We start from the raw sequence: 17,270 nt of genomic DNA, 5'->3' as shown, positions 1-17,270 counted from the left end.
AACCTACGCCAGGGGTATGACAAAAACCGGCGCCGACGAGAGCCCGCAGCCTCACCCGATAGCGGTAAAAAACCGACCAATGCCACATATCATGATCGCGTGGCGAACACCGCTGTCACGGAAGCGCCGCCGGGGCTGTCGCTGGTCTTCGGCGTCGGTGAGTTGTTGTGTGCGCTGCCCCTGCGTGAGGTGGTGGAGACGATCCGGCCGCTGCCGGTGCAGCCGCTGGCGGGCACGGCCGACGTGCTGCTCGGGGTCAGCGTGATCCGCGGGCTCGCGGTGCCCGTCGTCGACACGGCCAGGCTCCTCGGCGCGGTGGCGGAGGAGCCCCGCAGGTTCGTGACGACGCGGACCGGGCGCGGGCCGCTCGCGTACGCCACCGGGCCGGTCCGTGGGGTGTTGCCGGTCGAGCCGGACGCCGACCGGCCGCCGCCGCCGATGCTCGCCGCCTCGGCGACCAGGATCGTCGCTGCGGTCGGCGTCCTGGATGCCCGGCCGCTGCTGTTCCTGACCAGCGAATGGCCGCTGACAGGCACGGACCACGGCGAGCAGCCGCTGACAAAGCCGACAAGCGCGGACCACGGGACAAAGCTGATAAGCGCGGACCACGGGACAAAGCTGACAAGCACGAAGCACGACGAGCGGCCGGTGGACGATGGAACGTGACGAGGACGTCGTACGGCTGCGCGAGCTGCTGTCTGCCCGGCTCGGCCTGGTGTTCGACGACAAACGGGACCCCCAGCTCGCCGAGACCCTGCGAGCGCGCGCCGGCCAGCACGGCCTGTCCGGACGGGGGTACCTCGACCGCCTCGGCGCCGCGTGGAACAACGAGCTCGCCGCGCTCGCCGAGGCGGTGACCGTCAACGAGACGTACTTCTTCCGCAACATCGAGCAGTTCAACGTGCTGGCGGAGGTGGTGCTGCCCGCGCGCGTCCGGGCCAGGGCCGCCGAGCGGTGCCTGCGGCTGCTGTCGGTGGGCTGCTCGACGGGCGAGGAGGCGTACACGCTCGCCATGGTCGCCGCCGAGCGTGTCGAGCCGTCGTGGGACGTGTCGATCGTCGGGCTCGACGTCAACCGGGCCGCCCTGCGCGCCGCCGCCGCCGGGCGGTACTCGCGGTGGTCGCTGCGGGAGACCCCGGACGCCGTGCAGCGACGATGGTTCCGGGCCGCCGCCGACGGGGTCGAGATCGACGAGCGGCTCCGCGGGCGCGTGCGGTTCCTGGAGTACAACGCCGTCAACGACGACCCGGTGCTGTTCGCGCCCGACACGTACGACGTCGTCTTCTGCCGCAACCTGCTGATGTACCTGACGCCGAGGACGGTCGCGGCGGCGGTCGCCCGGATCACGCGGGCCCTGGCACCGGGCGGCTACCTCTTCCTCGGGCACACCGACACGCTCGGCAGCAAGCCGCCCGCCCTCGCGGTGCAGCACACCCACAACACGTTCTACTACCAGAAGGTTGTACAGCAGGCGCAGAACGCACACCGGGTGCGGCCCGTGCATCAGGAGGACGGCAAGGCGAAGGCGCTGCATCTGGTGCAGCAGGAGCGGTTCGGTGAGGCCCTCGCGGTGCTCGACGCGATCGACACCGCCGCCGCCGACCGGCCCGACGTGCTGCTCCTGCGCGGCGCCGTCCTCGCCCATCTGGGGCACACCGGGCGGGCCGCCGCCGTGTGTCACCGCCTGCTGGACCGTGACGCCCTCAACCCCGACGCGCACCACCTGCTCGCCGAGTGCCGGGAGGGCGACGGCGACACGGGCGGGGCGCTGGAGCACCACCGGATGGCCGCCCACCTCGACGCCGAGTTCGCGATGCCGCGGCTGCGGCTGGGGCTGCTCGCCCGGCGCGGCGGCGACCGGGAGACCGCCGAGCGCGAGCTGGCCCGGGCGGCGGCCCTGCTGCGGCACGAGAAGGAGGAGCGCGTCCTGCTCTTCGGCGGCGGGTTCGGCCGCGGCGCCCTGATCGCCCTCTGCCACGCCGAACTGGCCGCACCAAGATGACAGCCACGAACCGAAACCGCCCGCCGCGAAACACGAAGGCGGCCGCCGCTGCCAACCAGCCGAAGGCGGCCGCGATCCAGGCGAAGGCGGCCGCGATCCAGCCGAAGGCGGCCGCGATCCAGGCGAAGACGGCCATGGACCAGAGCCGCCCGCCGTGGGACACGCGATGAAGACGAAGACCCGCGACCTGACGCAGCGCCTCGCCGAACTCCGCGAGTCGTTCGACCGCTCCTTCGCCGAACCGCACCGCGAGCAGGTCACCGGCTTCGACGACCTCCTGGCGATCCGGGTCGGCGGCCACCGGTACGCGCTGCGCCTCACCCAGGCCGCCGGCCTCTTCCCGGACCGACCGGTGACGCGACTGCCCGGCCCGCAGCCGTCGCTGCTCGGCGTCGCCAGCTTCCGCGGCTCGATCGTGCCGGTCTACGACCTCGGCGCGGTGTTCGGCCACGCGGCCACCGCCGACCGGCGCTGGCTGGTCCTGGTCGCGGGCGAGCCACCGGTGGCGCTCGCGTTCGAGGACCTCGACGGCCACCTGCGCGTCCCGCGCGACCTGATCGTGGAGGAGGCGACGGGCCACGGCCCGCGCGGCTGCCTGCGCGGGATCGTGCCGATGGACGGCGGTGCCCGGCCGATCGTCGATGTCCCGGCGGTACGGGCGGCGATCCAGACACTGACGGGAACCGCACGGGACGCGGTGACAGCGGGGGACGGGGAACGATGAACCGGAGATGGACGTTCGGCCGCAGGCTCGCCGCGGGCTTCGCGGTCGTCGTGCTGCTCACGATGCTCACCGGTGCGGTCACGGTCGCCGCGCTGAACACGGTCGTCGGCGGCAAGGACCACGTCATCGACATCGGCGTGCAGGGCCTCGTCGAGGCCCAGCAGCTGCGGGCGTCGGTGGAGGGCAAGAGCAGCGCGTCCCGCGGGTACCTGCTGACCGGCGACGAACGGTTCCGCACCCAGATTGCGGACGCGCGCGCCGACTTCGCCCAGGCGGTCCAGCGGCTGCGCGGGGTGGCGAACTCGCAGCGCGAGCGCGATCTGCTCGACGCCGCCGTCCAGGCCGAGCAGAACCACCAGACGGCCCTGGAGGCGGTGATCGCGCTGCGGCGGGACGCCACCTCGGAGCAGCGGGTCGGCAAGGAGTTCGAAGACACGGTGGCGCCGCAGCGCGAGGCGCTCAATGAGCACATCGACGCCCTCGCCGCGCTGCTGCGCCAGGACCTGGAGGCGCAGCGGGACGCCTCGTCGAGCAAGGCCCGGGTGGCGACCTTCGTCGTGATCGGCATCGCGCTGATCTCGCTGGTGTTCGGCGTACTGGTGGCCGTGCTGCTGGTCCGGGCGCTGGGCAAGCAGGTCGCCAGCACGGTCGGGCACATCCAGAGCTCCTCGGCCCAGCTGGAGGCCGCCGCCAGCCAGCAGGCGAACGGCGCCCGCGAGCAGGCGACCGCGATGAGCGAGATCAACACGACGATCGAGGAGCTGCTGATCACCTCGCGGCAGATCGCCGAGGGCTCGCAGCGGGTCGCGAAGATCGCCGAGGAGACCGCGGGCGCCGCCAACTCCGGCGACGCGACCATCGAGCAGGCCCGCGAGTCGATCACCGCGATCCGCCGCCAGGTCGACCTGATCGTGCAGCACATGCTGGAGCTCGGGCAGCGCTCGCAGCAGATCGGCGGCGTCGTCGACCTGGTGTCGGAGCTCGCCGAGCAGACCAACATCCTGGCCATCAACGCGACCATCGAGGCGTCCGGGGCGGGGGAGTGGGGCCGCCGGTTCGCGGTCGTCGCCGACGAGATCCGCAAGCTCGCCGACCGCACCGCCGGATCCGCCAAGGAGATCCGCGCGCTCATCGAGGACGTCCGCGGCGCGGTGAACACGACGGTCATGGCGACCGAGACCGGCGCGAAGGCCGTCGACGCCGGCACCCGGCAGTTCGGCGCGGTCACCGCGTCGTTCCAGCAGATCGCCGACCTGGTCGCGACGACGACCGAGTCGGCCCGGGAGATCGAGCTGTCCACCAAGCAGCAGACGACCGCGGTCGAGCAGGTCAACGTGGCGGTCACCGACACCGCCCGGGTCACCCAGGAGAGCGAGTCCAGCGCCGTGCAGACCAGGCAGACCGCGACCCATCTCGCCGGGCTCTCGGCCGAGCTGCTCCGGCTGGTCGCCGCCGGCGCCGACCGGCATTGAGCGCCACGTCGCCCGCGGTGCCGGGAGCCGGAATGGCGCGAGAGGCCAAGGACCCGCTGCGGTACTTCCGGATCGAGGCGCAGGAGCTCGTCGGGCAGCTCGTCCAGGGGGTCCTGGAGCTCACGCGCGACAGCGCGGACCGGGAGCCCGTCGCCAGGCTGCTGCGGCACGCGCACACGCTCAAGGGTGCGGCGCGCGTCGTGCGGCAGAAGGAGATCGCCGACGCCGCGCACGCCCTGGAGGAACTGCTCGTCCCGCACCGCGACGGCGCCGCGCCGGTGCCGCAGGAGACGGTCGCCGCGCTGCTCACGCTCACGGACCAGATGACCGTGCTGGCCGGTGTCCTGCAAGAACCGGACAAGAGCGAAGAAAAGCCGGAAAAGCAAGAGCCTCAAGCCGCTCCTGTACGCAGTGACAGCGCGGACATCGACGAGCTGCTCGACGCGGTCGGGGAGGCCCACGCCCGGTTCGCCCCGCTGCGCCGCCAGGTCGCGACCGTCGAGCGGGCGCGCCGGGCCGCCGAGGCGATCACCGAGCAGCTGCGGATCCGCGCCGCGCAGCACGACGGCGCCGACGGCCGCACCGGCGCCATGGCGACCCGCCTGGCCGCCGACCTGACCGCGCTCGGCCGGCAGCTCACGGAGACCGTCGAGCAGGTGGAGCGCGAGCTCGACGACATTCGCGGCCGCGCCGAACGGCTCCGCCTGGTGCCGGTCGCGGCGGTGCTGACCACGCTGCACCGGGCCGCGTACGACGCCGCCGCCGCGGAGGGCAAGAAGGTCGTCTTCGACAGTCGCGGCGACGACCTGCGGCTCGACCCGCACGTGCTGAGCCTGGCGTCCGGCGCGCTGCTGCACGTGGTCCGCAACGCCGTGTCGCACGGGGTGGAGACCGAGGCGGAGCGGCGCACCGCCGGCAAGCCGCCCGCCGGGCACGTCACCGTGGAGGTGCACCGCCGCGGCACGAACGCCGCGTTCCGCTGCAGCGACGACGGCCGCGGTTTCGATCTCGCCGCCGTGCGCCGCCAGGCGGAGGCGCAGGGGTTCGTGACCGGAAGCTCCGGCACCGCCGAGGACGACGTGCGGGAGCTGGTGCGGCTGCTCATGCACGGCGGGATCAGCACCGCCGGCGAGGTCACCGGCATCTCCGGGCGCGGCATCGGCCTCGACGCGGTCCGTGACGTCGCCGAGCAGCTCGGCGGCGAGGTCGACGTCAGCACCGAGCCCGGCCGCGGCACCACCGTGGAGCTGGTCGTGCCGCTGTCCCTGGTGTCGCTGTCGGGGCTCGTCGTCGAGGCGGCCGGGACCCTCGCGTCGTTGCCGCTGGACGCGGTGCGCACCTGCGTCCTGCTGAGCGCCGTCGAGGTCGCCGCCGCCGCGGCGGCCGGCGCGATGGCCCACGAAGGGCAGGTCATCGCGTTCCTGCCCCTCGCGCGCGTGCTGACCCCGGCCGGGCAGCCACCGGCGCAGCCGCAGGGCACCGGCGGCGCGGTCGCGGTCATCATCGCCGCCGGCGACCGGCTCCTCGCGGTGGGCGTCGACCGGCTGCTCGGCACGTCGGCGCTGGTCGTGCGGCCACTGCCGGAGCTCGCGCCGGCCGCCGTGGTCGTCAGCGGCCTGTCCATCGACGCCGAGGGCAACCCGCGGATCGTGCTCGACCCGCACGGCCTCGCCGCCACCGCCGACGGCGAGAAGCCCACCGACCCGCTCGCCCGGGAGTCCGGCACCGCCGGGCGCGCCGACCCGGTCCTCGTCGTCGACGACTCCCTCACCACCCGGATGCTGGAGCGCAGCATCCTCGAGTCGGCGGGCTACGAGGTCGAGCTCGCCGCCTCCGCCGAGGAGGCCCTCGAGCGCGTCAAGCTGCGGCGGTACGCGCTGTTCCTCGTCGACATCGACATGCCCGGCATGGACGGGTTCACGTTCGTCGCCCTGACCCGGGAGGATCCGGCGCTGCGCGGGACGCCCGCGATCCTGGTCAGCTCGCGCGCGTCCGCGGAGGACCGGCGCCGCGGCGCCGAGGCCGGTGCCAGCGCGTACATGGTGAAGTCGGAGTTCAACCAGGAGGAGCTGCTCGGCCACATCCGCGACCTGGTGGGGGAGCCGTGATCAAGGTCCTGGTGGTCGAGGACTCCGCGACGGTGCGGCAGTGCCTGCGCGAGGCGCTCACCGAGCGGCACGGTTTCGACATCGTCGGGGAGGCCGTCGACGGTGCGCAGGCCGTCGAGCTGTGCCGGCGGCTGCGGCCCGACGTCATCACGATGGACGTGGTCCTGCCCGTGATGAGCGGCCTCGCGGCCACGGAGCAGATCATGGCGAGCCAGCCGACGCCGATCCTCGTGGTGTGCTCGGCCTCCCGGCAGGAGCTGTTCACCACGTACGACGCGCTCGCCGCCGGAGCGGTCGACGTGCTGGAGAAGCCGCGCGGCGACGCCTCCGACGACACGTGGGGGGCGCGGCTGCGCACCGCGGTCAAGGTCGTGTCGCGCATCCGGGTCGTGACACGGCACCGCCCGCCGGGTGCGGCCGCACCGGTGCAGCCGGCCGCTCGTACACCCTGGATCCCCAGGAGACTCGTCGCGGTCGGCGCCTCGACCGGCGGCCCCGGTGCCATCGTCACGTTGCTGCGCGGCGTCCCACGGGGGTTCGCGGTGCCGCTGCTGTACGTGCAGCACCTCGCCAGCAACGAGACGTTCGCGCAGGCCTTCACCGGGTGGCTCGCCGAACAGACCGGCCACGTCGTGCGCTACGCCCGCGGCGGGGAGAGCCTCGAGTCCGTCGCCGGGCAGGTCGTGATGGCGCCGCCGGACCGGCACCTGACCGTCCGCGGCGGCCACCTGCACCTGAACTCCGGGCCGCCCCGGCACTCGTGCCGCCCGTCCGTCGACGTGCTCTTCGAGTCCGTCGCCGCCGAGGTCGGCGCCGGCGCCACCGGGGTGCTGCTCACCGGCATGGGCCGTGACGGCGCGGAAGGCCTGCTCGCGATGCGCCGCTCCGGCGCGCACACCTACGCCCAGGACCAGGGCAGCTGCGTCGTGTACGGCATGCCGAGGGAGGCCGCCGCGCTGCACGCGGCGGTGGAGATCCTGCCGCCGGACCTGATCGCGGCCGGGCTGACGGAGAAGGTCGGATGGCGAGCACCGTCCTGATCGTCGACGACAGCCTGACCGTCCGGATGGACCTCCACGAGGCCTTCGAGGAGGGCGGCTTCCGCACCGTGCTGTGCGCCAACGGTGCCGACGCGCTCGCCGCGTTCGAGGCCGAGCAGTTCGACGTCGCGCTCTTCGACGTGCTGCTGCCGGACGCCGACGGGGTCGAGCTGCTGCGCGAGCTGCGCGCCAACCCCCGCCACGCCGGGGTGGTGGCGTTGCTGCTGTCCAGCGAGGCGGAGGTCCGCGATCGGCTCCGCGGCCTGCGCCACGGCGCCGACGACTACGTCGGCAAGCCCTACGACGCGCACGCGGTCGTGGCCCGCAGCCGGGAGCTGCTGCGGCGCGGCGCCGAGCCCCCGGCCCAGCGGTCGGTGCTGGTCATCGACGACAGCGTCACGTTCCGCGAGGAGCTGCGGCACCTGCTCGCCGACGCCGGCTACGAGGTGCTCGCCGCCGCGAGCGGCGAGGAGGGGCTGCGGGTCGCGGCGGCCCGCCCGCCGAGCGCGATCATCGTCGACGGGGTGCTGCCCGGCATCGACGGCGCGACCGTCATCCGCCGGGTCCGGCTCGACGCGACGCTGCGCAACGTGCCGTGCCTGCTGCTGACCGCCGCCGACGACTACGCGACCGAGCTGCAGATCCTCGACGCCGGCGCGGACGCGTTCGTGCGCAAGCAGGAGAGCCTGGCGGTGGTCCTCGCCAAGCTCGCCGCCGTGCTGCGCAAGAGCACCGTCACCCCGCTGCCGCCGGCGGGCCCGTTCCACGGCCAGGTCAAGGTGCTGCTCGTCGACCCCGACCGCGGGTTCCTGGACCGCGCCGCCGACCTGCTGCGGGAGGAGGGCTACGAGCCGGTCGCCGCGCCCGACGCCGACGACGCCCTCGCCATGCTCGCCGTGCAGCCGGCCGGGTGCGTCGTCCTGGCGGTCGACGGGCCGGGCGACACGACCGCGGGCCTGGAGCTGTGCACCCGGATCCGCTCCGTGCCGGGGCTGCGTGACATGCCGGTCATCGGCCTGGGCGCCGGCGACGCGCTGCTGGACTGCCTCGCCGCCGGCGCCGACGACTACGTGCGCCGCGCCGACGGCGCGAACACGCTGCGCGCCCACATCCGCGCCCACATCCGGCGGCAGCAGCTGCACGAGCAGAACCGGCGGATCCGCGACGAGCTGGTGCGCCGGGAGCTGGAGGCGGCGCACGAGCGGGCCGCCCGGCAGGTCGCGGAGGCCCGCGCCGAGCTCGTGGAGGAGCTCGAGTGGCGCAACCGGGAGCTGGAGGCCTTCAGCGGCTCCGTGTCGCACGACCTGCGCTCGCCGCTGCAGACGATCCTCAGCTTCAGCGAGCTGCTGCTGGAGGAGCCGACCGGCAACGAGCCCGCCGAGGTCGCCCTGCGCATCCACAAGGCGGCCCAGCGGATGAACGCGCTCATCGACGCGCTGCTGCAGCTCGCCTCCGCCAACCGCGGCCAAATTCAGCGGGCCGAGGTCGACCTGACCGCGCTCGCCACCGACGTCGTGGACGAGCTGCGCCAGCGCGACCCGGACCGGGAGGTGGAGGTGACCGTCGCGCCCGGCATGCGGGCCTCCTGCGACGGCGAGCTGGTCCGCGCGGTCCTGTTCAACCTGGTCGGCAACGCGTGGAAGTTCACCGGCCGCACCGCGTCGCCGCGGATCGAGATCGGCTGCTCGCCGGTGGCGTTCTACATCCGCGACAACGGCGCCGGCTTCCCCGCCGAACGCGCCGACCAGCTCTTCCGCCCCTTCGGCCGGCTGCACGACAGCAGCGACTTCCCCGGCACCGGCATCGGGCTGACCACCGTCCAGCGCATCGTGGACCGTCACGGCGGCCGGGTCTGGGCGCAGAGCGAGCCGGGCCGCGGCGCCACGTTCTCCTTCACGCTCCCCAACCCCTGAATGCGGGCCTGAACGCGGGCCTGAACGCGGGCGCGGAACCCTTCGGCCCGCTGCCGAGTACGGAGTGCATGCAGCGGCCCGAGAACGACGACGTGGGCCCGGCCGCTGAGGTGGCCCTCACCGCGCCCGTACCGAGGGCCACGGGGTCCGCCCGCTGGAGCGCCCACCCGCAGCTGCGCATCGCCTGGATCCGGGGCGTCCCCGCGGGCGACGGCTGGAAGGTCACCGGCACCGCCGCCGACGCGCGGGGCACGGTCGTCGCCACTCACGACGGCCGGTGACGCCTACAGGATGCGGGCCAGGAAGGCGTCCAGCTTGCCGCGGGTCCGCTCGACCTTCTCGTCCACCGACAGGGTCTCCCTCGGCCCGCCGGCGTCGGGGGTGCGCAGCCCGCGCACGTAGAGCGAGCAGGCCAGGTCGCTGCAGATGTACGAGCCGACCGAGTCGCCCTTGCGGCCCGCCTCGCCGGCGCGGCGGCCGGTCATCAGCGACACCCCGTTGCCCGGGTGGGTGGTCAGGCACAGCGAGCACATGTTGCGGTGCAGGAAGCCGCGCTGCTGCGCCGCGATCCGCAGCGTGACGCCGACGAGGGCGTCGCCGTCGCCCGGCGCGACCAGGTAGGCGCGGTCCAGCGCGCCGGGGTCGCGCCAGCCGAGGAAGTCGAGGTCGGGCCAGGGCCGGTCGGCCAGGTCGCGGGGGAGCGCGATGCGTTTCGCCTCGCCCTTGGAGCAGTTGACGAACGACGCGCGGATGTCGGTCTCGGTCAGTGGTCTCACGCAGCCGACGGTACCGACGCCTAATGACCCTAGGCAACTGACTATTGTGGCTAGGATGAGACGCGCAGGGCTGACCGCCGACCTCGTGACCCGGGCCGCCGCGGACCTCGCCGACGAGGCCGGGCTCGACGGCGTGACCGTGTCGGCGGTCGCCCGGCACTTCGGGGTCAAGGACGCCAGCCTCTACTCGCACGTGCGGGGGCTGCGGGACCTGCGCTCGCGGGTGGCGCTCCTCGCCGCGGCGGAGTTCGCCGACCTGCTCGCCCCGGCGGTCGCCGGCAGGTCCGGCGAGGACGCGCTGGTCGCGTTCGCCGACGCCTACCGCGGCTACGCCCGCGCCCACCCGGGCCGCTACGCGGCGATGCAGGATCCGGTCGACCCGGCGGCGGACGTCTCGGCCGCGCGAAGGGGGATCGAGCTGACCTACGGGATGCTGCGCGGCTACGGCCTGGAGGAGCCCGACGCCACCGACGCGGTGCGCCTGCTGCGCAGCACCCTGCACGGCTTCGTCGACCTGGAGGCGCGCGGCGGCTTCAACGACCCGCGCGACGTCGACGCCTCCTGGCGCCGCACCATCGCCGCCCTGCACGTCCTGCTGACCCACTGGCGGGAAGCGCTCTCAGAATGAATTTGCAGCTCAGAGCGCTGTTTGAGAGCGCTCTCAGAAGTTGACCATTGACATTGGTCAGATCGATTGCCCAAAATCACCAGGGACCCCAGGAAGCCGCCCACTTCTGATCGGAGTCCCACCCGATGCGCCTTACCCGAGGCCGACCCTTGTTCACCGGCGCCGCCGCACTCGCGCTCGTCGCCTCCGCCGTCACCTTCGTCGCCCTGCAGAGCGCCGCGGCCGACACGCTCGGCTCCGGCAGCTACGCCACCACCCGCCCCGCCGGTCAGGCCCCGCCCGCCGGCTGCGGATCGATCGGCACCAACCCGCGCCAGTGGGTCACCGCCAACGCCCCAGCCGGCGCCGTCCCCACCAACGACTGGTGGTCGTCGCTGCTGTTCAAGAAGTTCAACTGCAGCTACTCCGAGCCGCTCAACGCGCACCCGATGGCGTTCAAGCCCGCCAACAACGGGCTCGGCGTCAGCTACACCACCGACGCCGCGATCTCCGGCACCGCCACCGGCGTGGGGGAGTACCACTACCCGTACACGACCGACTTCACCCTCGGCGTGGCCGGCCTCAACTCCCCGGACACCAAGGTCGACGGCTGGACCGACTGGACGGTGACGCCCTACTGGTCCGACGGCGCCCGCACGCTGCGCGCCACGATCGGCCACGGCCTGCCGTTCGTCTACGCCCGCACCAGCGGCGGCAGCGCCCAGCTGACCTTCGGCGGCCCGCCCGCCGTGTGGAGCAACAGCGGCGCCCGGATCGGCTTCACCGTGCGCGGCCACGACTTCGTCGCCTACGCGCCCACCGGGGCCACCTGGACCGTCAGCGGCAGCACCATCACCTCGACGCTCGCCGGCAAGGACTACTACTCGGTGGCGCTGCTGCCGACGACCACGTCCACCCCGGCGGCCGACCGGACCGCCCTGGCCAACACCTACGGCACGTACGCGCACAACCACGTGACCGGCACGAAGGTCAGCTGGGCGTACAACGCCGGCGCGAGCACGGTCAACGCGACCTACGCGTTCACCACCACCGCCCGTGAGGGCAGCGGCAGCGGCACCGTCGTGTCGCTCTACCCGCACCAGTGGAAGAACCTCACCGGCGCCACCCCGATCGCGCAGACGTACGTGTCGGCGCGTGGCCCGATGAAGACGCTCACGGGCGTCTCGTCGTTCACCACCGGCACGAGGTACCAGGGTGTCCTGCCGGAGATCCCCGCCGTCGCCGACAGCAGCGGCGCGGACCTCACCACCCTCGGCACCTACCTCGACCAGGCCGCGACCGGCGACCCCCTCGCGGGCTTCGGCGACGACACCTACTGGACCGGCAAGGGCGTCGGCCGGGCCGCGCGCCTCGCCGAGATCGCCGACCAGCTCGGCCGCACCGCCCAGCGCGACGCGCTGCTGGCCGCGATCCGCACCCGGCTCACCAACTGGTTCACCGCCAGCCCCGGCGAGACGACCCGGCTGTTCGTCTACGACGCCAACTGGGGCACGCTGATCGGCTACCCCGCCTCGTACGGCTCCGACAGCGAGCTCAACGACCACCACTTCCACTACGGCTACTACATCGCCGCCGCCGCGACCCTGGCGAAGTTCGACCCGGCGTGGGCGGCGAGCAGCGCCTACGGCAGCATGGTGAACCTCCTCATCCGGGACGCCAACAACCCCGACCGCAACGACACGATGTTCCCGTTCCTGCGGGACTTCGACATCTACGCGGGCCACGACTGGGCCTCCGGGCACGGTGCGTTCGGCGCCGGCAACAACCAGGAGTCGTCCTCGGAGGGCATGAACTTCGCCAACGCCCTCATCCAGTGGGGCCAGGCGACCGGCAACACCGCCGTCCGCGACGCCGGCCTGTTCATCTACACCACCCAGGCGCAGGCGATCCAGGAGTACTGGTTCGACTCGTCCAACCAGAACTTCCCGTCGACGTTCGCGCACAACACCGTCGGCATGGTCTGGGGCGACGGCGGCGCGTACGCCACCTGGTTCTCCGCCGAGCCGGAGATGATCCAGGGCATCAACATGCTGCCCATCACCGGCGGCTCGCTGTACATGGGCTACAAGCCGGCCTACAACTCGGTCAACTGGAACGAGATGGTCACCAACAACGGCGGCCCGCCGACCGTCTGGCAGGACGTGCTGTGGTCCTTCCAGGCGCTCGGCAACGGCGACACCGCCCTGGCGAACTTCCGGGCCAACACCGGCTACACGCCGGAGGAGGGCGAGAGCAAGGCGCACACGTTCCACTGGCTGCGCAACCTCGCCGCGCTCGGCCAGGTCGACACGTCCGTCACCGCCAACACGCCCCTGTACGCGGTGTTCACCAAGAACGGCGCGAAGACCTACGTGGCGTCGAACCTGACCGGCTCGCCGCTCACCGTGACGTTCTCCGACGGCCGGACGCTGACCGTGCCCGCCGGCAGGACCGCCACGACCGGCGCCTACACGTGGGTCGGCGGCGGCGGGATCAGCAACCCGCCCACGTCGCAGCCACCGACGTCGCAGCCGCCCACGTCGCAGCCCCCGTCGTCCCAGCCGCCGACGTCGCAGCCGCCGGTCGGGTCGAACCTGTTCTACCTGCGCAGCGGGCCGGCGCTGAACACGACGGCCGGCACCGCGGCGGGCACGCAGACGGTCAGCGCCGCCAACGGCAACTACGACGGCACGCCGCACAACCCCGTCATCTACACCAAGTGCGGCATCACCGGCAGCACGAACGGCACGGCGACCGCGTTCACGCTGTACGTCGACGCCGCGAACACCGTCGGGCAGGGCATCCAGGTCCGGGTGTCGTACGACCTCACCAACAACGGCAGCTACGAGCGGGTGGAGACGTACCGGTACTTCGCCACCGACCCGGTGCCGGGGACGGAGACGTACACGCAGGCGGTGGGCCTGGCGTCCTCCTCCGGCAGCCTCGGTGCGATGAGCAACGGCTGTGTCCGCCTGGAGGTCTGGAACGCGATCGGCAACGCCGCGACCACGGTCCGGATCGACGCGTCCGCCGCCAACGGCAACCAGTCGACGCTGCGGATCCCGTACACCGTGTGAGTCCGTCCTGAGGTGAGTTCGTCCTGCATGGCGGGCCGGCAACGAGTCAGTGCCGGCCCGCCATGTTTCAGGCTGACCGGCACCGCTGCTGGGTTTCGCGCATCTGTCGTCGTCGCTGTCGTGTCGTCCTTGCTGCCGTTGCTGCCGTTGCCGTTGTCGTTGGCGTGGTTGGCGTCGGTTCAGGAGGCGGCGAGCTCGGCCGGGCCGTCCTGGACCACGGTCGCCTGGGCGAACGCGGAGTCGAGCTGGGCGCGCAGGGCGTCGAGCTGGTGGAACTCGCTGGAGCTGAACGACTCGGAGCCCTCGGCGGCGAACACGTGGTCCGTCTCGGCGGAGGAGTGGTCGTAGGAGGTGAAGTCCGACTCCTCGTACTTCGCGCCGCTCGGGTCGGTGTACGACACCTGGTGGCCCTGGTCGAAGGAGGTCGACTCGGCGGCCGCGTGGTCCTGCTCGTACACGCCGAACTGCGCGTCGTAGTTCTGCTCGCTCGCGTCGACCTGGTGCAGCTGGTCCAGCGACTCGTGCTGCTCGCCGGTCTCGATCTCGCCGTACTCGCTCATGTCATGTCCCTTTGTATGTCGGTGGTTCGCGGTGTGTTCCTTGCGATGCACCAAACATTACGGAGCCGCTGACCTCGCCGAATCCCGGGAACGTGCCACTGCCGCCGGGTCACCGGTCTGCCCGAGGGTGACCATCGACAGGGCCGTGCTCAGCTTCGCGTGCAGCGTGGGATCGAGGGTCAGCAGCACGTACAGCAGCGCCCAGCCGAGACCGACGACCTTCGCCCAGTCGTGGAACGTCTCGGAGAAGTCGAGCCACGGCTGGGCCAGGTACACCGCCGCGAGCGGCAGCCCGGCGAACACGGCCGTGCGCGCGATCTCGGCCGCGACCGCACGCCGGCCGCGCCGCACCGGCGCCGGCGCCGCGACCGCCGCGACGCGCCGCAGCCGCCCCAGTTCGCCGGTGGCGAGCGCGCCGGCGTTGTGCCGCAGCGCGTCCTCCACCCGCCGCCACGAGTCGGCCGACGCCGGCGCGGCGACCAGGAACTTCAGCTGCCGCACCGCCCGGGCGGCAGCACGGCCGCCGTCGGTGAGCTGCCGGTGCGTGTCGGGGTCGACGAGCCCGAACGACACGGGGAGGTCGCGCTCCAGCGCCTGCGCGATCCGCTCCAGCCGCCACAGCCAGAACTGGCGCCAGAACAGGTCGTTGCGCCGCCCGTGCTGCCGCAGCTCGCCGAGCATCGCGAGGGTCTCGCTGAGCGCCGCGGCGCGAGGTTCGCTGCGCAGGTGCCGGCGCATCGCCCGGGCGGCGGGGATCCGGCACACGGCCGCGGCGGCGAGCCGGGCCGTCGCCGTCCCGGCGAGCGCGGCGAGCGTGCCGCCGGCCAGGGCCGTCCAGCCGCCGAGCCGGTAGAGCGCGGCGCCCGCGACGGCGAGCGCGACGATCAGCGGCGCCGCCCTGGTGACGGCGAGCCGGCCGGAGTCGGCGCGGGTGTAGCGGAACAGCCACCGTCGCAGGGCCAGGTAGTCGAGGCCGGCGGCGGTGGCACCGGCGAACAGCGCCCACCCGGCCGGCAGGCCGGTGGCCGTCGCGGCGATGCGGGCGAGGACGACGGCCGCGGCGGCGGTCGCCAGGTAGCCGGCCGTGAGGCGGGCCACGACGTTCGCGCGCTCCCACAGCATCGTGAGGACCTCGTGGTCGAGCCGGTTGCCGTCGACGACGGCCCGCATCGCCGGGGTGGCCGCCGCGACCACGCCGTCGAGTGTGGACAGCAGCGGCAGCGTCCCCGACCGCCAGGACTCCAGCGCACCCAGGTCGGCGCTGCGGGTCCGCCGTCTGAGCACCCACAGTGGACCTCCGGTGCGCCACCACAGCCTCCGGTGTCTCCCGCGAAGCCACGACGGGACCGTGGCGGCCGGACCGAGCGCGTCGAGCGCCGGCGTCCACAGCCGTTGGCGTTCGTTCAGCCAGGACTCCCGCTCGCGGACGAGCTCCGTGGCCCGGGTGGCGGCGGGCAGCGCGTCGACGAGGTCGCGCGCCTCCCTGGTCCGGTCCAACCAGGTCAGTGTCGTCAACCGGGCGGCGACCAGTTCCACGTCGGCAGGGTCGGCCGCCACGGCCCGGTCGAGCCAGCCAAGTGCCTCTTCGTCGCGGTCGTCGGCCGACAGCTTGCCGGCGAGCTCCTTGATGATCTGGGGGTCCGGGGTGGCGACCGCGGCGGTGGCGAGGATGTCGATGGCGGCCGCCGTGCCGCCCCGCTCCTCGGCCTGCCGGGCCTGTGCCAGGACCGCGGCGGCACGGGCGGCCGCGTCCATGAGGTCGGCGGCGTCGACCGTGGCCAGCGGTCCGATCAGCTCCCCGACCGGCAGCGGCGTCCACCCCCGCATCGCCTCGTTGTCGCGGAGGCGCGACCGCCAGCGCAAGGCCGGCAGCGGGCCACCGGTGCGCCACCACAGCGGCCGGTGCCAGTCCGCCACGATCCCGGGCCGGTCGTGGGCATCCACGGCCGACGCGGCGAGCCCCGCGTCGGCGCACGCGGTGGCCACCACCCGGCGCAGCTCGCCGGCACGGGCCGTCCCGGCCGGGAGACCCGCGACGAAGCGCATCGCTTCCGCCGGTCGCTGCATCCGGGTCAGCAGGTGCCCCTGCTGCGCGAGGATCCCGATCGGGCTCGGGTCGACCGCGAGTCGGCGGTACAGCGCGAGCGCGGCCCCGTGCCGGTCGAGCGAGTCGGCGATCTGCGCCGCGAGCCGCAGCAGCAGGGGATGCGTGGTGTCGCGGCGCAGCGCACCGGCGAGGACCGCCGCGCCGTCCGCCAGATTGCCGCCGGCGGCCAGCCGCGTGGCCGCGCGGCTGGCGGCGAGCGCGGCGCGGTCCTGGGCGGTGCCGTTGACGATCCGGGTGAGCAGCGCCGCCAGGTCGACCGGTGCCGGCGAAGGCGGTCCGGCCGCTTCGACGAGGTCGGCGAGGATCCGCTCCTCGACGCGCCGTCGCCGCGCGCGCAGGAACGGCAGCGGGCCGCCGGTGCGCCACCACAGCCCGCGCCGGCCGGTCGCCTCGGCCTCCACCGCCAGCACCGGCAGGCCCATGTCGTCGTAGGTCCCGGCGCGCAGGGTGCGCTGCGGGCTGGCGCCGAGCACGGCGAGGGCCTCGACGAACCGTCCATGGTCGCGCAGGGCGATGTTGCGGTCGGTGATCACGGCCTCGTCGTCGGGGGCGACGCGGTGGGCCTCGGCGAGCAGGGCGAGCGCGCAGCCGTCCCAGCCGATCGCGAACTGCGCCCCGGCGAGCGCGCGCAGCAGATCGGGGTCTGAGGGGCCCGTGATCAGGGCCTCCGCCAGCAGGTGGGCGGCATCGGCGTGATCGCCGGCGGCAGAGCAGAGCTCCGCCGCTTCGAGGACCGCTGCCGGTCCATTGCTCGACATGGCGGTAAGCATCGAGGGTCGCACGTGTTGAACGAAAGCGGTTCACCTGAAGTATCGAAATATCCGACCATCCGGTGAATGTTTCACGGCCTTCCAGCGTCGATGCGTCCTCCGGTCGCCGGTTCG

General features: G+C 73.4%; 14 protein-coding genes. 11 read left to right on the top strand and 3 right to left on the bottom strand.

Annotation, left to right across the window (positions count from 1 at the left end):
• The first annotated feature begins 99 nt into the window (after positions 1-99).
• The 9 genes from ACFY3L_RS34655 (at position 100) to ACFY3L_RS34615 (ending at position 9,540) form a co-directional block, all read left to right on the top strand.
• Positions 100-666: a chemotaxis protein CheW gene (locus ACFY3L_RS34655; RefSeq protein WP_389333885.1), complete on the top strand. Its 567-nt coding sequence runs from the start codon at positions 100-102 to the stop codon at positions 664-666.
• Positions 656-2,002, top strand: coding sequence for a CheR family methyltransferase (locus ACFY3L_RS34650; RefSeq protein WP_389333882.1), 1,347 nt, complete (start codon positions 656-658; stop codon positions 2,000-2,002). The genes ACFY3L_RS34655 and ACFY3L_RS34650 overlap by 11 nt, the downstream gene beginning before the upstream one ends.
• Positions 1,999-2,172: a hypothetical protein gene (locus tag ACFY3L_RS34645; protein WP_389333879.1), complete on the top strand. Its 174-nt coding sequence runs from the start codon at positions 1,999-2,001 to the stop codon at positions 2,170-2,172. The genes ACFY3L_RS34650 and ACFY3L_RS34645 overlap by 4 nt, the downstream gene beginning before the upstream one ends.
• Entirely contained in the window at positions 2,169-2,726 is a 558-nt protein-coding gene (locus ACFY3L_RS34640; RefSeq protein WP_389333877.1) for a chemotaxis protein CheW, read from the top strand. The genes ACFY3L_RS34645 and ACFY3L_RS34640 overlap by 4 nt, the downstream gene beginning before the upstream one ends.
• Positions 2,723-4,198: a methyl-accepting chemotaxis protein gene (locus ACFY3L_RS34635; protein ID WP_389333874.1), complete on the top strand. Its 1,476-nt coding sequence runs from the start codon at positions 2,723-2,725 to the stop codon at positions 4,196-4,198. Before ACFY3L_RS34640 ends, ACFY3L_RS34635 begins: the two co-directional genes overlap by 4 nt.
• A gap of 32 nt (positions 4,199-4,230) precedes the next feature.
• Positions 4,231-6,306 carry a response regulator gene (locus ACFY3L_RS34630; RefSeq protein ID WP_389333871.1) on the top strand — a complete coding sequence of 692 codons (2,076 nt, stop codon included), beginning with the start codon at positions 4,231-4,233 and terminating at the stop codon, positions 6,304-6,306.
• The gene (cheB, locus tag ACFY3L_RS34625) at positions 6,303-7,346 is read left to right on the top strand and encodes a chemotaxis-specific protein-glutamate methyltransferase CheB (protein ID WP_389333868.1); all 1,044 of its coding nucleotides are present in this window, start codon (positions 6,303-6,305) and stop codon (positions 7,344-7,346) included. Before ACFY3L_RS34630 ends, cheB begins: the two co-directional genes overlap by 4 nt.
• A complete protein-coding gene (locus ACFY3L_RS34620) occupies positions 7,328-9,259 on the top strand; it encodes a response regulator (RefSeq protein ID WP_389333865.1) in 1,932 nt (643 codons plus the stop codon). The genes cheB and ACFY3L_RS34620 overlap by 19 nt, the downstream gene beginning before the upstream one ends.
• Positions 9,260-9,327: 68 nt before the next feature.
• On the top strand, positions 9,328-9,540 hold the full coding sequence (locus ACFY3L_RS34615) for a hypothetical protein (protein WP_389333862.1): 213 nt from the start codon (positions 9,328-9,330) through the stop codon (positions 9,538-9,540).
• A gap of 3 nt (positions 9,541-9,543) precedes the next feature.
• On the opposite strand, the gene ACFY3L_RS34610 is transcribed toward ACFY3L_RS34615, so the two are convergent.
• Positions 9,544-10,035, bottom strand: coding sequence for an FBP domain-containing protein (locus ACFY3L_RS34610; RefSeq protein ID WP_389333859.1), 492 nt, complete (start codon positions 10,033-10,035; stop codon positions 9,544-9,546).
• Between the two features lie 55 nt (positions 10,036-10,090).
• On the opposite strand from ACFY3L_RS34610, the gene ACFY3L_RS34605 reads away from it, so the two are divergent.
• Together ACFY3L_RS34605 and ACFY3L_RS34600 are read left to right on the top strand one after the other, a co-directional pair.
• On the top strand, positions 10,091-10,663 hold the full coding sequence (locus ACFY3L_RS34605; protein ID WP_389333856.1) for a TetR/AcrR family transcriptional regulator: 573 nt from the start codon (positions 10,091-10,093) through the stop codon (positions 10,661-10,663).
• 125 nt (positions 10,664-10,788) lie between these two features.
• Positions 10,789-13,719, top strand: coding sequence for a glycosyl hydrolase (locus tag ACFY3L_RS34600; protein ID WP_389333853.1), 2,931 nt, complete (start codon positions 10,789-10,791; stop codon positions 13,717-13,719).
• A 179-nt stretch (positions 13,720-13,898) separates the two neighbouring features.
• Here the strand turns inward: ACFY3L_RS34600 and ACFY3L_RS34595 are convergent, their stop codons facing one another.
• Entirely contained in the window at positions 13,899-14,279 is a 381-nt protein-coding gene (locus ACFY3L_RS34595; RefSeq protein WP_389333850.1) for a hypothetical protein, read from the bottom strand.
• A gap of 57 nt (positions 14,280-14,336) precedes the next feature.
• Positions 14,337-17,144 (bottom strand): hypothetical protein, encoded by a 2,808-nt coding sequence (locus tag ACFY3L_RS34590; protein WP_389333847.1) that lies wholly within the window; start codon positions 17,142-17,144, stop codon positions 14,337-14,339.
• Positions 17,145-17,270 lie beyond the last annotated feature (126 nt).

This window comes from Dactylosporangium sp. NPDC000521 (assembly GCF_042898305.1).
Classification (GTDB): Bacteria; Actinomycetota; Actinomycetes; order Mycobacteriales; family Micromonosporaceae; genus Dactylosporangium.
The sequence above is the reverse complement of the archived record's forward strand: the minus strand, read 5'-3'. Positions and strand labels throughout refer to the sequence as shown.

What these genes read in the sequence shown, in the direction of transcription:
- ACFY3L_RS34650 (WP_389333882.1), top strand. Translation starts at nt 656, where the DNA reads ATGGAACGTGACGAGGACGTCGTACGGCTGCGCGAGCTGCTGTCTGCC.
- ACFY3L_RS34645 (WP_389333879.1), top strand. Translation starts at nt 1,999, where the DNA reads ATGACAGCCACGAACCGAAACCGCCCGCCGCGAAACACGAAGGCGGCC.
- ACFY3L_RS34640 (WP_389333877.1), top strand. Translation starts at nt 2,169, where the DNA reads ATGAAGACGAAGACCCGCGACCTGACGCAGCGCCTCGCCGAACTCCGC.
- ACFY3L_RS34635 (WP_389333874.1), top strand. Translation starts at nt 2,723, where the DNA reads ATGAACCGGAGATGGACGTTCGGCCGCAGGCTCGCCGCGGGCTTCGCG.
- ACFY3L_RS34630 (WP_389333871.1), top strand. Translation starts at nt 4,231, where the DNA reads ATGGCGCGAGAGGCCAAGGACCCGCTGCGGTACTTCCGGATCGAGGCG.
- ACFY3L_RS34620 (WP_389333865.1), top strand. Translation starts at nt 7,328, where the DNA reads ATGGCGAGCACCGTCCTGATCGTCGACGACAGCCTGACCGTCCGGATG.
- ACFY3L_RS34615 (WP_389333862.1), top strand. Translation starts at nt 9,328, where the DNA reads ATGCAGCGGCCCGAGAACGACGACGTGGGCCCGGCCGCTGAGGTGGCC.
- ACFY3L_RS34605 (WP_389333856.1), top strand. Translation starts at nt 10,091, where the DNA reads ATGAGACGCGCAGGGCTGACCGCCGACCTCGTGACCCGGGCCGCCGCG.
- ACFY3L_RS34600 (WP_389333853.1), top strand. Translation starts at nt 10,789, where the DNA reads ATGCGCCTTACCCGAGGCCGACCCTTGTTCACCGGCGCCGCCGCACTC.
- ACFY3L_RS34595 (WP_389333850.1), bottom strand. Translation starts at nt 14,279, where the DNA reads ATGAGCGAGTACGGCGAGATCGAGACCGGCGAGCAGCACGAGTCGCTG.
- ACFY3L_RS34590 (WP_389333847.1), bottom strand. Translation starts at nt 17,144, where the DNA reads ATGTCGAGCAATGGACCGGCAGCGGTCCTCGAAGCGGCGGAGCTCTGC.